The 15,198-nt window shown below is 59.2% G+C and carries 16 protein-coding genes; 4 read left to right on the top strand and 12 right to left on the bottom strand.

Features of this window, described 5'->3' with window-relative positions; genetic code table 11:
- Positions 1-159 precede the first annotated feature (159 nt).
- The 6 genes from secE to ACR0BK_RS18190 form a co-directional block, all read right to left on the bottom strand.
- Positions 160-357 carry a preprotein translocase subunit SecE gene (gene secE / locus ACR0BK_RS18215; RefSeq protein WP_480474071.1) on the bottom strand — a complete coding sequence of 66 codons (198 nt, stop codon included), beginning with the start codon at positions 355-357 and terminating at the stop codon, positions 160-162.
- Positions 358-456: 99 nt separating this feature from the next.
- Positions 457-615: a cbb3-type cytochrome oxidase assembly protein CcoS gene (gene ccoS / locus ACR0BK_RS18210; protein WP_209507770.1), complete on the bottom strand. Its 159-nt coding sequence runs from the start codon at positions 613-615 to the stop codon at positions 457-459.
- 5 nt (positions 616-620) lie between these two features.
- Positions 621-2,798, bottom strand: coding sequence for a heavy metal translocating P-type ATPase (locus ACR0BK_RS18205; protein ID WP_480474072.1), 2,178 nt, complete (start codon positions 2,796-2,798; stop codon positions 621-623).
- A 3-nt stretch (positions 2,799-2,801) separates the two neighbouring features.
- Positions 2,802-3,260 (bottom strand): FixH family protein, encoded by a 459-nt coding sequence (locus ACR0BK_RS18200; protein WP_480555828.1) that lies wholly within the window; start codon positions 3,258-3,260, stop codon positions 2,802-2,804.
- 2 nt (positions 3,261-3,262) lie between these two features.
- Entirely contained in the window at positions 3,263-4,690 is a 1,428-nt protein-coding gene (gene ccoG / locus ACR0BK_RS18195; RefSeq protein ID WP_480555827.1) for a cytochrome c oxidase accessory protein CcoG, read from the bottom strand.
- A 102-nt stretch (positions 4,691-4,792) separates the two neighbouring features.
- Entirely contained in the window at positions 4,793-5,668 is an 876-nt protein-coding gene (locus ACR0BK_RS18190) for a LysR family transcriptional regulator (RefSeq protein ID WP_480520920.1), read from the bottom strand.
- A gap of 100 nt (positions 5,669-5,768) precedes the next feature.
- Here ACR0BK_RS18190 and ACR0BK_RS18185 point away from each other — a divergent pair, with 100 nt between their 5' ends.
- On the top strand, positions 5,769-5,927 hold the full coding sequence (locus ACR0BK_RS18185; RefSeq protein ID WP_480474077.1) for a hypothetical protein: 159 nt from the start codon (positions 5,769-5,771) through the stop codon (positions 5,925-5,927).
- Between the two features lie 152 nt (positions 5,928-6,079).
- Here ACR0BK_RS18185 and ccoP read toward each other — a convergent pair whose 3' ends face one another.
- The 4 genes from ccoP to ccoN are packed head-to-tail and all read right to left on the bottom strand — an operon-like array spanning position 6,080 to position 9,490.
- Positions 6,080-6,943, bottom strand: a complete 864-nt coding sequence (gene ccoP / locus ACR0BK_RS18180; protein WP_480474078.1) for a cytochrome-c oxidase, cbb3-type subunit III — start codon at positions 6,941-6,943, stop codon at positions 6,080-6,082.
- Positions 6,940-7,125: a cbb3-type cytochrome c oxidase subunit 3 gene (locus ACR0BK_RS18175; RefSeq protein WP_209507756.1), complete on the bottom strand. Its 186-nt coding sequence runs from the start codon at positions 7,123-7,125 to the stop codon at positions 6,940-6,942. Before ACR0BK_RS18175 ends, ccoP begins: the two co-directional genes overlap by 4 nt.
- A gap of 12 nt (positions 7,126-7,137) precedes the next feature.
- On the bottom strand, positions 7,138-7,866 hold the full coding sequence (gene ccoO, locus ACR0BK_RS18170) for a cytochrome-c oxidase, cbb3-type subunit II (RefSeq protein WP_480474079.1): 729 nt from the start codon (positions 7,864-7,866) through the stop codon (positions 7,138-7,140).
- A gap of 16 nt (positions 7,867-7,882) precedes the next feature.
- Positions 7,883-9,490, bottom strand: coding sequence for a cytochrome-c oxidase, cbb3-type subunit I (gene ccoN / locus ACR0BK_RS18165; protein ID WP_480520922.1), 1,608 nt, complete (start codon positions 9,488-9,490; stop codon positions 7,883-7,885).
- A gap of 201 nt (positions 9,491-9,691) precedes the next feature.
- On the opposite strand from ccoN, the gene ACR0BK_RS18160 reads away from it, so the two are divergent.
- Entirely contained in the window at positions 9,692-10,531 is an 840-nt protein-coding gene (locus ACR0BK_RS18160; protein WP_480495960.1) for a universal stress protein, read from the top strand.
- A gap of 39 nt (positions 10,532-10,570) precedes the next feature.
- Here ACR0BK_RS18160 and ACR0BK_RS18155 read toward each other — a convergent pair whose 3' ends face one another.
- Both ACR0BK_RS18155 and fnrL read right to left on the bottom strand, forming a co-directional pair.
- Entirely contained in the window at positions 10,571-10,825 is a 255-nt protein-coding gene (locus tag ACR0BK_RS18155; RefSeq protein ID WP_209507747.1) for a GlsB/YeaQ/YmgE family stress response membrane protein, read from the bottom strand.
- 73 nt (positions 10,826-10,898) lie between these two features.
- Positions 10,899-11,642 (bottom strand): transcriptional regulator FnrL, encoded by a 744-nt coding sequence (gene fnrL / locus ACR0BK_RS18150; RefSeq protein WP_480474082.1) that lies wholly within the window; start codon positions 11,640-11,642, stop codon positions 10,899-10,901.
- Between the two features lie 61 nt (positions 11,643-11,703).
- Here fnrL and hemN point away from each other — a divergent pair, with 61 nt between their 5' ends.
- Together hemN and ACR0BK_RS18140 are read left to right on the top strand one after the other, a co-directional pair.
- Positions 11,704-13,059 (top strand): oxygen-independent coproporphyrinogen III oxidase, encoded by a 1,356-nt coding sequence (hemN, locus tag ACR0BK_RS18145; RefSeq protein WP_480555826.1) that lies wholly within the window; start codon positions 11,704-11,706, stop codon positions 13,057-13,059.
- A 210-nt stretch (positions 13,060-13,269) separates the two neighbouring features.
- A complete protein-coding gene (locus tag ACR0BK_RS18140) occupies positions 13,270-15,198 on the top strand; it encodes an elongation factor G (protein ID WP_480474084.1) in 1,929 nt (642 codons plus the stop codon).

The raw sequence follows: 15,198 nt of genomic DNA, 5'->3' as shown, positions 1-15,198 counted from the left end.
TCTTGCGGACACACCCGTCATTTAATTCCTGTCACGTCATCCGGAATAAAAAGCGGCGCGCGGCCCGAATCGCCACACGCCCATTCCGAATATGCGTCACCTACTCTGACATCGCGCGAGGTGCAAGGGGCAGTCGTATTTGCCCCCGCCTGAACCGGCTTAGCCGAAAGCGCCCAGAACCAGCTGAAGGCCGCCCCGGATACCCAGATCGACCAAAGCAAAAAACACAGCTGTCAGCGCCGCCATGATGAAGACCATGACCGTGGTCAACAGCACTTCGCGCCGGGTCGGCCAGACGACCTTGGAAACTTCGGCACGGACTTGCTGAATGAACTGGATCGGGTTGGTGGTGGCCATTTGGCGTGTTCTCTCTGCTTGCGGATGGGCCGGACATAGCCGGGCATTGCGGCAATTTCAAGGGCGCTTGGATGAACTCTGCGCATATCGGGCAATTGGTCAGGGTTTGGGTTTGTCGTCCCACTCGTCACTCAGGATGCGGCGCGCGTCGCCATCGGGGTCTTCGTACTGATTGGAACGAACGGTATAGATAAAGGCGACCAGACCAACGCCCCCCAGAAACAGGGATATCGGGATCAGATAGGCAAGCACTTCCATCAGGGTTACCTCAGCCGCAATGCGTTCAGCGATACGGTAATTGACGAGGTCGACATCGCCAAGGCCGCGATCAGCGGTGTTGCCAGTCCGATCACGGCCAGCGGAACGGCAATCACGTTGTAAACGGTTGCGATCTGGAAGTTCTCGCGGATGCGACGGGTGGCCTTGATGGCCGTATCGCAGGCATCCGCAATGGGCAGAAGGTCATTGCCCAGAAGAACGATGTCCGAGGCAACCCGCGCCGCATCCAACGCCGAGGCCGGAGAGATCGACACATGTGCCGCCGCCAATGCAGCCGTGTCGTTCAGGCCGTCCCCCACCATCAGAACTTTGCGGCCCTGATCCCTGAGGTCCTGAATGCGCTGTGCCTTGTCCTGCGGCAAAGCCTCGGCGACCCAATCCGTTATTCCCAGCTTCTCGGCCAAAGATTGCACGGCGCCCTTCGAATCCCCCGAGATCAATAGCACATGCTTGCCTGACGCCCGCAACGCTTCCACCGCCTCGGCCGCGCCTGGGCGCAACGCGTCCGAGAAGCGGAACGCCAAGGGCGCATCGTCGCCAATTGCAAGCCAGGCAGACGTTTCCGCGCCCTGCTGTGCGCCGAGCCATGCGGCCCGGCCCAAACGAACGCGTTGACCGCGGTATTCCCCTTGGGTGCCGTATCCCGGCACTTCGGTTATGTCCCGAACATTTGCAGGCTTGATCCCGGCCTGTCGCGCGGCTTTGGCCAATGACACGGACAAGGGATGCGCAGAGGCCTCGGTCAGGGCCAGCGCAACCTCGACCTGCGCGCGGGCGTGATCGCCAAGATTGACCAGTTCCGGCGCACCCGAGGTCAGCGTGCCCGTCTTGTCGAACACCACGGTGTCGGTCTCGGACAACCGTTCGAGCGCGGTTGCGTGCTTGATCAGCATACCCTTGCGGAACAATCGGCCCGAGGCAGCGGTGGTCACTGCCGGAACAGCCAGACCCAAGGCGCAGGGACAGGTGATGATCAGAACCGCCGCGGCGATGTTCAGAGCGGTGCGCAAATCGCCCGAATAGATGTACCACCCCACAAAGCTGAGCGCCGAAAGGATGTGGACACCGGGCGCATAAAGCTTGGCGGCCTTGTCGGCCAGCGAGGTATAGCGGGACCGCCCCGATTCAGCGATGGCCACCAGATCCGCCATCCGGTGCAGCGACGTATCCTGACCCACTGCTGTGGCGCGCAGGGTTAGTGGACCTGTCAGGTTGACCTCGCCCGCGCTGACCAGCTGGCCGGCTTCGGCAAACACCGGCAGGGTTTCCCCCGTCAACAGCGAACGGTCCAGTTCGGATTGGCCAGACACAATCTGACCGTCCACCGGCATTCGACCACCGGGGCGCACAAGGATCAGATCACCAACCTTCAGATCGGCCACCGCAACTTCGGCCTCTAGCCCGTCCACGATGCGGATGGCGCGCGGCACTTCCAGAGCGGTAAGCTCTTCTGCCGCGGATCGGGCTGCGGCGCGGGTGCGGTAGTCCAGATATCGGCCCGCCAGCAGGAAGAATGTCAGGGTCAGCGCGGCATCGAAATAGGCATGCTCTCCGCTCAGTGCGGTCTCCCACAGGGATGTGACCAGCGCCAGCAGGATCGCCAGCGTGATCGGCACATCCATGTTCAGCCGCCGCACCCGCAGGGCGCTCCAAGCGTTGGCAAAGAACGGTTGCGCCGAAAAGGCAATGGCGGGCAGCGCGATTGCAGCGGAAATCCAGTGGAACATGTCGCGCGTCGCGTCTGTTGCGCCGGACCAGACCGACACCGACAACAGCATCACGTTCATGGAAGCAAACCCGGCGACGGCCAGTCGCATCAGCAGGTCACGTCCCGCCTTGTCCGCCTGTGTTGCCGACAAAGCGCCGGGGTCAAGCTCGTGCGCTTCGAAACCTGCCCGTTCAAGCACCGGGATCAGATCGGCCGCTCGGGTTTCCGGCGCGGCTTTGATCATCGCCCGTTTCAGAGTCAGGTTGACCCGCGCGTCTTCGACACCGGGATGGGCGTTCAGTTCACGTTCGACCGTCGTGATACAGGCCGAGCAGTGGATGCCCGGCAAGGACAAGGCAATCTGCACATCTTCCGGAATCGGGCGCGCGGGTTCTGCTGGTGCTGCCAGACACCCCGGGCAGGCCGCCGTACCGGATGAAAGCTGCGCCGTCATCGGCTACCCTTTCACATACAGCGGAACGCGCTGCGAAAACTCGGCACCATAGCCGTCACGCGCGACCAGCCGGATATTCCAGTTGCCCTTGCCCAGCGTGGCCGGAGTGGCATAGGCCGCGCCATCAAAGGTGAAATCCGGTGCGAAATCGTCCCGCACATGGGTTGCGCGGCCAACCACCGCCTGCAATTCGCTGACCTGAACCGGCGCGCCGGTCGCGTCCGTAATATGCAGGATCAGAAGGCCACCTTTGGTTTCTGCCCGAACCGTCCAGCCCAATGCCTGCTGCTCTTTCAGGCGATCGTTGAACTCCTGGCTGGCAACGTAGGAATTCTTGACCTCCAGCCCCGGAAACGTCTTCACCGCATTATAAGCCAGCACGAGGTTCACCGCGATGATCACGCCAAAGGCACCGACAAACACCGCCAGAGCGTGCTTTCCGGTGAATTTACGTTCGGCCATGATCAGTTCCCCCGTCCGTTGAACGTGGTGTCTTTGTAAGCACGTTCGCCGCTGCTGAGGTCTTCGACCCAGATCCGCACTGGCGTCGCTTCTGCTGCCGCCGGACCGCTGTCACGGGACGCCACGATATATACACGGGTCAATTGTGCCGTATCCGCCGTGACATTCACAGTATCTATCTTGGTTCCCTCAATTTCCAATCGCATCGACGGATCGCCCGCCAGAGACAATTTGAACAGGCGGTCTTCACCGTGCTTGTTGCGCAGCCTGACGTCATAGGTGTTTCGAATGGTGCCATCCGACAGGGTGACAAAGGTCGGGTTGCGCACGGGTGCTACGGTCAGATCGATGTCAGAGCGAATGAACAGGGCGAACAGCAGCGCAACCCCCACCAGTGACCACAACGAGGTGTACAGGATCGTACGGGGCCGGAAGATGTGTTTCCAGACATTCTTGGGCGGTTGTCCCGAGCGTTCACGCGGCTCGTCGCTGAGCGCCATATAATCGATCAGCCCGCGCGGTTTGCCGATCTTGGCCATCATGTCGTCACACGCGTCGATACACAGGGCACAGGTGATACATTCAAGCTGCTGACCATCGCGGATATCGATTCCGACAGGGCAGACATTCACGCAGGCCATGCAGTCGATGCAATCCCCCAACTCGGAATCAGCTGTCCGCTTGCCTTTGCCGCGCGGCTCACCACGCCATTCGCGGTATCCCACGACCAGCGTGTCTTCATCCATCATCGCGGCCTGAATGCGCGGCCAAGGACACGCGTAGATACAAATCTGTTCGCGGGCGAACCCGCCGAAAAAGAAGGTCGTGCCAGTCAGAACCAGCATCGTCGTGTAAGCGACGGGATGCGCGTTGCCCGTCACAATATCGCGGAGCAGCGTCGGCGCATCCGCAAAATAAAACACCCAGGCACCGCCGGTGGCCAGGCCGATCAGGAACCAGGTCACCCATTTCGTCAACCGGAGCCGAGCCTTGCGGAAATCCAGCTTTTCCTGACGATGCAGGCGCAAACGGGCGTTTCTGTCGCCTTCGATCCAGCGCTCGACCAGAATGAAAAGGTCAGTCCAGACCGTTTGCGGGCAGGCATACCCGCACCAGACCCGCCCCAGCGCAGATGTGAATAGAAACAGACCCAGCCCCGCCATGATCAGCAGGCCCGCCACGAAATAGAACTCGTGCGGCCAGATTTCGATCCAGAAGAAATAGAAGCGTCGGTTTGCCAAATCCAGCAGGACGGCCTGATCCGGCAAGCTGGGGCCGCGATCCCATCTGATCCAAGGCGTTACATAGTAAATGCCCAGTGTCACGATAAGGATGATCCATTTCAGGTTCCGAAATGGCCCAGAAACGCGCCTTGGAAAGATCGGTTCTCGTGCGGCGTATAGGCTGGGGGTGGGGTTGGAATCGCTCACAGGCTGGCTCCGGTACTGGCTCTTCTGAGTGTGTGTTGTTCCAGATCACGTGCATAGCAACTTTGACATGGGTCAAAACGCGCATCGTACAGACACCTTTTATCACATTTCCCGTGCCTGACGCCTCAACCACGTCACAAAAGTTCTGACAGCTGGTCTAAGTGGCGAATTTGGCGTCACAATATGGTATCCGCGCGTATCCGGCTCTGCATAAAGCTCAACGATGCGACCGGCCTTGATGTCAGGCTCGACGAAATGTCGCACCGTGACAGTGACCCCCTGCCCGGCCCGCAGACCGTCCAGTACCAGGTTTCCCGGCAGCTCGGTCCGGCCCGCACCGCGTTCAGGACCGGCACCATGTTCGGCCAGCCAGGTCGTCGCCTCGGTGGTGCCGATTTCCTCGAGCCAGGGCAGTTGGGCCAACTCGGTCGGCGTCCATGACGTCTTTTCACCCAGCAGTTTCGGAGCGGCGACGATGACCACCGGCGACTGCAACAGCATCTCTGATTGCACACCGGTCCAACCGCCGGGGCCGTACCGAATGGCAATGTCGATCCCACCCGGTCGCAGTTCAACAACTTCGGCAGTGGGATCGAGGATCAGGTTCACCTCGGGATGGGTTTCGCGAAAAGCCGGTAGACGCGGCATCAGCCAAGAGGCCGCAAAAGAGGATGTCAGCGACACGTGGACCGGGCGGTCCTGACCAGACCGCACCAAATCCCCCACTGCCGCCTCGATCGCGCCAAACCCAAGTTGCAGGGCTCGGGCCAGATGTTCACCATCGGCGGTTAGGGTCAGGGCCTTGCCTGTTCGATCAAGCAAGGCAGCACCCAGATGGTTCTCAAGTACGCGCAACTGCTGGCTAATCGCCGCATGGCTTACGTTCAACGCAGCACCAGCTTCGACGACATTGCGTTTTTCAGCAAATGCCGCAAACGCCCTCAGCGCGGCCAATGGGGGAAGCGACAACCAATTCATATGTAACCCTGACTTACACTATGGAATGGTATTTGAGTCGCATTCAGCACTTCAAAGGTCAATCTTTATTGCAGAGATACCCTTGCAGAGGAGACCAACCATGCTGACCGTTTTTGCCAGATCTTTCATGACCGCAACCCGGATCAATGCGCCGCATATTCGCGATGTGCCAAAACCGGGTCGCCACAAACGCCGTTGGCTGCCGGAAGGTCATTGGTGGATTAAAAACCCGCGCGAGGTGGATCCGAACAACTTTTGACGCAGGTAACAGTAAACCTGAATCTGGACCACAGGTTTAAGTGGCCTTATTGTGGGAAAAAAGCACCGGCTGTTCAGGAAACGCGCGAACAGATGGAACAGCCGGTGCCCCAGCCTTCGGGCGGCGAACCGCCCGAAGGTGTTCTTTAGATCTTACTGACCGCCGCCCAACTGGTGGACATAGGCAGATACGGCGCGAATCTGCGCCTCGGTCAGGCGGGTATCCCAGTTCGGCATGACACCAAAGCGGCTGTAAGTTACGGTTTCCGTCAGCATTTCTTCACTGCCACCGTAAAGCCAGATCGCGTCAGTCAGGTTCGGCGCACCCTGGAAGATATCGCCTGTGCCATCCTCGCCGTGGCAGGCCGCACAGTTGTCTTCGAAGACAACTTTACCTGCCTGCGCTGCCGCATCGTCGGTCTGGGCATTGCTCAGCGACATGACGTACTGGACCACCTGCGTGATTTCCTCATGTTCGAGGATTTCGCCAAATGCCGGCATCTCGGAATAGCGCGCATCGGCGCTTTCTTCGTTCCGGATACCGTAGCTGACGGTGTAAACGATATCGTCCAGCGTTCCGCCCCACAGCCAGGCATCATCCAACAGGTTCGGGAAACCCGGCGCACCCTGCGCACCCGAACCATGGCATTGTGCGCACCAGGTCCGGAACACCGCACCTCCCGAGTTCACGGCATATTGCTGCAGTTCTGCATCCTTGGCGATGTCTTCCAGCGAAGTTTCCACCAGCTTGGCGTTCCAGGGCGCGTTTGCCTCTTCGAAGGCAACCATGTCCTGCTGAACGTTTTCTCGGGTTGACCATCCCAGCACACCGGCTGTCGCGCCGTGGACCAAGGGCCAGGCCGGAAACATGATCGTATAGATCACGCCCCAGAAGATGGTGGCGTAGAAGGTCCATAGCCACCAGCGCGGCATAGGATTGTCGAATTCCTCAATCCCGTCCCAGCTGTGCCCGGTTGTATTTGGATCGCCCGGCTGTTTATCAGGTGTCTTGCTCATTGCCGCGCCTCCTTGGGTGTGGCGGGTTTGTCTTGATGCCGGAAGGGGATGTTGGCAGTGTCCTTGTATTCCTTGCTGGCACCGGGGCGGAAAACCCAGATCACGATGCCAACGAAGAAGGCAAACAACACAAGCAGCATCCAGCTATCCGCGAACTGTCGAAGAAGTGTGTATTCTTCCATCCCACCCTCCTGTTAACGGCTTGCATCCGGGGTAAAGGTCGAGAAATCGACCAGCGTACCCAGCATTTGCAGATAGGCGATCAGCGCGTCGGCTTCGGTCAGTTCAGGCTGACCATCGAAGTTGCGTACGTTGACCTTGTCACCGTACCGCTCCAGCAGACCGTCGTAGTCACTGTCCGGGTCGGCCTGCGCGCTGAAATCGGCAACCGCGTTTTCCAGCATCTCGTCGGTATAAGGGGTGCCGACAACCGCATTGGTCGCCATGATGTCACCGATATACTTGCCGTCGATCTTGCGATGTTCGAGGAAGCCGTATTTGGGCATCACCGATTCAGGCACCACAGACTGAGGGTCGCGCAGGTGGTCCATCTGCCACTGATCCGAATAGCGGCCACCGACACGCGCCAGATCAGGTCCGGTACGCTTTGATCCCCACTGGAACGGGTGGTCATACATCGATTCAGCCGCCAGCGAGTAGTGGCCATAACGTTCGACCTCGTCCCGCATCGGGCGGATCATCTGGCTGTGGCAGACATAGCAACCTTCGCGGATGTAAATTTCACGCCCTGCCATTTCGAGAGGGGTGTAAGGGCGCATGCCCTCCACCTTCTCGATGGTGTTCTCAAGATAGAACAGCGGGGTGATCTGCACCAGGCCACCGATGGTCACGACCAGAAAGCTGAAGATCAGCAGGAGGGTCGCGTTGGTCTCGAGGATCTTATGTTTGTCGAGAATTGCCATTGCTCCGGCCCTCCCTCTATTCAGCAGGGACCGCGACGGTCAGGCTGGCCTCTTTGGCCGGCGCTTTCCGCACAGTCATCCACAGGTTGTAGCACATGATCACGGCGCCAGCGACGAACAGAACGCCACCCAGAGCACGCACCACATACATCGGGAACTTGGCGGCCACGGTGTCAGCGAACGAGTTCACCAGGAAGCCATTTGCATCCACTTCACGCCACATCAGGCCTTCCATGATACCGGTGACCCACATCGACGCGGCATAAAGCACGATGCCGATCGTGGCGAGCCAGAAGTGCCAGCTGACCATCTGCAGCGAGTACAGACGCTCGCGCTTCCAAAGCACGGGCACCAGGAAGTACAGCGCGCCAAAGGTAATCATGCCGTTCCAGCCCAGCGCGCCCGAATGCACGTGACCAATGGTCCAGTCGGTGTAGTGGCTGAGGCTGTTCACAGCACGGATCGACATCATCGGACCTTCAAAGGTGGACATGCCGTAGAAGCCGACCGAGATGACCATCATGCGGATCACCGGATCGGTGCGCAGCTTGTCCCAGGCACCCGACAGCGTCATCAGACCGTTGATCATACCGCCCCAGGACGGCATCCACAGGATCACCGAGAACACCATACCCAGCGTCGACGCCCAGTCAGGCAGCGCGGTATAGTGCAGGTGGTGTGGACCGGCCCAGATATACAGGAAGATCAGCGCCCAGAAGTGGATGATCGACAGCTTGTACGAAAACACCGGGCGTTCGGCCTGTTTCGGGATGAAATAGTACATCATGCCCAGGAAACCCGCGGTCAGGAAGAAGCCCACAGCGTTGTGGCCATACCACCACTGGATCATGGCATCCTGCACACCCGACCAGACGATGACCGATTTCGAACCCCAGATGCTGACCGGGATGGTCATGTTGTTGACCAGATGCAGCATGGCGACGGTGACGATAAAGGCCAGATAGAACCAGTTGGCCACATAGATGTGGGGTTCTTTCCGCTTGATGATCGTACCCAGGTAGACCGCCAGATAGGCGACCCAAACAATGGTCAGCCACAGATCGACATACCATTCAGGTTCGGCATATTCCTTGGACTGCGTTCCGCCCAGCACATAGCCGGTTGCGGCCAGAACGATGAACAGCTGATAGCCCCAGAACACGAACCACGCGAGGTTGCCGCCCCAAAGCCGCGCCGCGCTGGTACGCTGAACCACATAGAACGAGGTTGCGATCAATGCGTTACCGCCAAATGCAAAAATGACCGCCGAAGTGTGCAACGGACGCAGACGACCAAAATTCAAATAACCCTGCGCCCATTCGAAGTTCAGTACCGGAAACGCCAGCTGAAACGCGATAAACGTCCCGGCGAGGAACCCGATCACGCCCCAAAAGGCAGTTGCGATCACGCCATAGCGGATCACGCCATCCATGTATTCGCCCGAGCGGTCGATCTGAATATCTGGCTCGTCAGTGTTTCGAAGCGTCCAGATGAACAGGCCACCGGCGATGAGCATCACCAGCAGCGCATGTACCTGATACGCCAAATCGCGTGCATAATTGGTTCCGATCGCTGCAAACAGCGCGATCAGACCAAGCACGATCAGCTTGATGTAATTCGACATATTGCGTCCCTTTGCCATGCTCCGCGCGCTTTTGATTCTTATGACGCGCGAAACCCATTTGACTGGCTGCCGTTCTGAAGCACGGCCACCTTCATTGCTTTGATCTGTATCAAGACAGTCCAGCGTTTTCTATGACACGCATGGTAGTAGAAAAGGGCTAACAGGTCACATGAGACCAATTGCCCGAAAAATGAGGTCAAAATGGCGTACAAATCTCTTCTCACAGTCATGACCGAAACGCAGACTGCACAGGCTGCTTTGGCGCAGATTGTGGCCCTGGCCGAGGCTCAGGATGCCCATGCCGAAGTCCTGTGTCTGGGCGTCGATCGCAGTCAGACAGGTTACTATTATGCGGGTGCCAATGCTTTGATCGTTCAGGAAACGCTGAACCGGGCCAATGCCGAGGCACAGGATTTGCTGGCCTTTGCCAATGACTATCTCGGCAAATCCGGCGTGCGTTGGTCCGCCGAACACGGCGTTGCACAAATTGCCGATATCGGGCGCCACGTCGCGCACCGGGCCCGGTTTTCCGACCTTGTGATCCTGCCACATCCGTATGGTGAAGGTCGGGGGGCCGAGGCCGAGCCCATTATCGAAGCGGCCATGTTCGAAGGACATTGCCCTGTTCTTGTGGTTCCCGACAGCGGCGCGCCGTTGAAAGCGCCGGGCAACATCATGATCGCCTGGAACGAAAGCGTCGAGGCCATGTGCGCCATCCGGCGGGCCCTGCCCTTCCTCAAACGGGCCGAGATCGTCCGTATTGTGGTAATTGACCCACCACAGCATGGGCCGGACCGGTCGGACCCGGGTGGGATGCTGTCCCAGATGCTGGCCCGTCATGGTGTCAAATGCGAGATCGATGTGCTCAGCAAGACCATGACCCGCGTCTCGGATATCCTTAATCGCCACGCGACGGATACCGAATCGGACATGATTGTGATGGGCGCTTATGGCCACTCCCGCTTTCGCGAAGCCATTCTGGGCGGGGCGACCCGGAACATGCTGGAACAATCCTCGGTTCCGGTGTTCCTGGCGCACTGACCTAAACAAGCTAAAAGCCGCCTCGACAGGCGGCTTTTTTCACCCCCGACGAATGAGGCCGATCAGGAACAACAGGATCACGGCCCCAATTGTTGCGAAAAGGATCGACGACAACAGGCCCCCGCCAACAGAAAATCCTAGCGCCGGAAAGATCATGCCCGACAGGAACGCACCGACGATGCCGACGATAATGTTGCCGATCAGGCCGAACCCACGGCCCTCCATGATCTTTCCCGACAGCCATCCGGCGATTGCGCCAATGAACAGCATTGCCAACAGACTGCTGAACCCCATGCCTCACTCCTATGTTAGTTCGTGAACCGACCGGATGGTCGCGGTAAGCGAGTTCTGCCGAGCGAAAGACCGGTCAGACCAGAAACCCGCCATCGGAATCGTCGCCTGCTTCTTCCATGAGCCGGCCAAGATCGGGGATGGTCACGTGACGTTTGCCTTCCAGCAAGATCAAACCGTCCTTTTTCAGAGCTGAGATCTGGCGGCTGACCGTCTCAAGCGTAAGTCCCAGATAATCCGCCATGGCCTCTCGGGTCAGGGGCAGATCGAACACGATCGGTCCCGACAGGCCCTTTTGACCAATCGACGCATCCCGGCGGGCAATGATCGATATCAGGCTGGCGATTTTTTCGCGCGCTGTCTTGCGACCCAGAACCAGCATCCATTCACGGGCAGCATCAAGCTCGTCCAACGTCATCTGCAGCAGGCGATGCGCGATGTGTGGCGTTTCGTTCATCAGCTCTTCAAATGGTTTCTTGCGGAAACAGCACATCACGACATCCGTTGTCGCCTGCACATCGTAAGGCGCAATGTCGCGCCCCGGGCGACCGACGAAATCGCTGGGCAAGAGAAGACCAACCATCTGGGTGCGCCCGTCTTCCATCGTTTGTGTCAGCGACGCGATTCCCGCGACGACTGAACCGACAAAATTCATCTGGTCGCCCGACCAGATGATGGTCTGACCCGCTTCGAAACTGCGGTAATACTTAATGGCATCAAGCGCTTCCAGTTCGTCAGCGTCACAGCGGGCGCAGACCGCGCGATGTCGTATCGGGCAGTCTGCGCAATTTGAATGATCGAACTGTGCTTTTATTGTCATCTGCGTTTCCACTTGATCTCCGTCAAAGCACCTAAGTCGCCTGCCCCCTAAGGGTATCGTCATGATAGTGAAACCACAATTGGCAAAGCTTGGACTTTTTGACGCGAAAGTACCGCGTTACACAAGCTATCCCACAGCGCCCCATTTCAACAATGACGTGGGGGCGGACATGTTTGGCGACTGGATTTCGGGAATCGAGCCCGGCAGCGCCATATCCCTTTATATCCACGTCCCGTTCTGCCGCAGGCTGTGCTGGTTCTGCGCCTGCAGGACGCAAGGCACACAAACCGACAATCCGGTGATTGCATATGTGGATGTTCTGAAAGCCGAGCTGGACCTGCTGGCGGCGCGCCTGCCCGCGGATGTGGTGCTGTCGCGCCTGCACTGGGGCGGCGGTACGCCAACGTTGCTGAACGCCCAGCTGATGCGTGATCTGGCACAGCACATTCTGGGGATCGTCCCCATGGGGCCGGACGCCGAGTTTTCGGTTGAAATCGATCCGAACGAGATTGACGAGGCGCGTCTGGATGCGCTGGCAGAGGCAGGCATGAACCGCGCCTCGATTGGAGTGCAGGATTTCGACGATGAAATCCAGAAAACCATTGGCCGCATTCAAAGCTACGATACAACGCGCGACGCGATCGACATGATCCGCGCACGTGGCATTGCCAGCCTGAACGCGGATATCCTTTACGGGCTGCCCCATCAGACCAAGGCCCGGATGACGGAAAGCGTGCAGAAGCTTTTGTCGCTCAGCCCGGACCGCGTGGCGCTTTATGGGTACGCCCATGTGCCGTGGATGGCCAAACGGCAGCAGCTGATCCCGTCGGACGCACTGCCAACGCCCGAACAACGGCTGGAACTGTTCGACACCGCCCGCCGCCTGTTCCTGTGGGACAACTACGCCGAGATCGGCATCGACCATTTTGCCACGCAGGATGACGGGCTGACCCAGGCCCTGCGCGCGGGTCGTCTGAAGCGGAACTTCCAGGGTTATACCGACGATCAGGCCGATGTGTTGATCGGTGTCGGGGCCAGCTCGATCTCGCGCTTTCCACAAGGCTATGCGCAGAATGCCCCGGCCACATCCGCCCATACAAAAGCCATCCGCAACGGGCAGTTTTCGACATCCCGCGGGCACCTGTTCAAAGGTCAGGATATTCTGCGCGCCCGTCTGATCGAAGCGCTGATGTGCGATTTCCGGATCGATTCGGCTGAAATCCTGCGCGATCACGATATCTCGGCCGCAGCGCTGAATGAGATGTATCGTGCCGCCAACGCCTCATTCGACGGGCTGCTGCAAATCAGCGAGGAAGGGCTGTTCATCCCCCCCGAGGCGAGGGCGCTGACCCGGATGGTTGCCCGCAGCTTCGACGCATACGACCTCAGCAAAGCCGGGCACAGCTCGGCGATCTGACCTTTTTTTCGGGCAACATTCAGCCCGTTGAGTACAAAACACATCGGGGGCTTGACGCACGCCTGCGGTTTTTTCCACACTCAAGCTGTGGGGTGATGTTTCGCCCTGCGGCCTGAGGCGGGCAAATTACAGACAGTCCTAGCTGACGCGACTGCGTCGGACGGCCCTTTTCGTGCAGCCATTCTGCAACCTGAAAGAGGGACAACACTCATGCGCGTATTCACCGTCCTCGGGCCCAGCCAGTCGGGCAAATCTACCCTGGTCGAGGCCATCAGCCGCCTCGACGGGCGCCCGACCACATTCGATGTTTCCGGAACCGTGCACTTGCACGGTTTTTCTTACCTGGACGAGCCCTGGTGCGCGATCGACGTGGATGGGGGTGGCGATTCCCTCGCGTATGTCGGCCCAGCCATGGCGATCTCGGATGCTGCCGTTATCGTGGTACCGCCCGATCCAAATGCCGCCGTGCTGTGTGCGCCGTATCTTCGGCTGGTGGAAGAGGCAGGCATTCCCTGTTTTCTTTTCATCAACCGCATGGACAACCCCAATGGCCGCATCCGCGACATCATCGCGGCGCTGCAAACCTACTGCACGCACCACATCGCCCTGCGTCAGGTTCCGATCCGCGAGGGCGACACGATCATCGGCGCGGTCGATCTGATCTCGGAACGGGCGTGGAAGTATCAGGAGGGCCAGCCGTCGGCCCTGATAGAGCTGCCCAAATCTGTCGAGGATCGCGAGCAGGAAGCCCGGACCGAGTTGCTTGAGACACTTTCCGATTTCGATGACCACCTGCTGGAACAGTTGATTGAAGACAAACAGCCCCCAAGCGATGAGGTTTATGAGCTGGCCGCGCAGGTTTTGCAGAATCATCAGTTGATCCCAGCCTGTCTGGGCGCCGCAAGCCACGGCAACGGGCTGACGCGCCTGATGAAAGCGCTGCGTCATGAGGCCCCCGAGTTTGATATCGCCGCCGGACGAGACGAGGCCGCCGAAAACGCCCGTGCCATCGCGGGCTTTGCGGATGTCAAAAAGCATATCGGAAAGATCATCGTTCTGCGCGGCCTTGGGGACGGGGTAAAAGCCCATGAGGCGTTGGGCGGTGAAACGGTCGGCAACCTGACAACACTGGACGCCAAGACCCAGATCGCCGCGCTGGAGGCCGGGCAGATCGGACTGGCGGTCAAATCCGATCACCTCAACCCCGGATACATTTATGACAGTTCCTCCGCGACAGAGTTGCCGGAATGGGCGTCTTCTCATCCGGTTGCGCATCGTCAAGTCGTCTCGCCCGCGCATGAGCGGGACGATGTGCGCCTGTCAAACGCCCTGAGCCGTCTGGCCGAAATCGATCCGGGCCTGCATCTGCAACAGGATGAGATGAGCGGCCATTCGATTCTGGGCTCGCAAGGTCCGCAACATATGCGCCGCGTGACCGCCAAGCTGGCAGAGGATTTCGGGATCGAGATCGAGGCGGAACAGGTGGAAACCGCCTATCGCGAAACCATCCGCGCAACGGTTGAGCATCGCCATCGCCATCGCAAGCAATCCGGCGGCGCGGGGCAATTCGCGGATGTGGTAATATCGGTCGCGCCATTGCCGCGCGGATCGGGGTTCCAGTTCGATGAGGTGGTCAAGGGCGGCGCCGTTCCCAAGAACTACATCCCGTCTGTGGAACACGGAGCCAAGGACGCATTGGAACAAGGCCCCGAAGGCTTTCCCGTAGTTGATGTCAAAGTGACCCTGAGCGATGGCAAACACCACAATGTGGACAGTTCGGATTATGCCTTCCGGACCGCAGGCAAGAACGCCGTGCGCGAGGCATTGCCGCAAGCCAAACCTGTGGTCCTGCAACCGATCCTGAGCGCCGAGATACACTTACCCTCGGCCTTTGTGGGCGATCTCGTACCAACGATCAGCACCCTTCAGGGGCAGGTTCTGGGATTTGAGGGCAACCCGAATGCAACGGGCTGGGAGATATTCAACGCCCAGTTGCCCGCCGTTGCCGAGGACGAGCTGCACCGCACCCTTGCCAGTGCCACACGTGGAACTGGGTGGGTCAAGCTGAGCTTTGATCACTATGAAGAACTGCGCGGGCCTGTGCCCCAGTCATCGGCGCGAGAAAAAGCCAGCGCCTGA

This window comes from Ruegeria sp. AF1, assembly GCF_056542125.1.
Note: the sequence above shows the minus strand (reverse complement) of the source record. Positions and strands in the feature narration are given on the sequence as shown.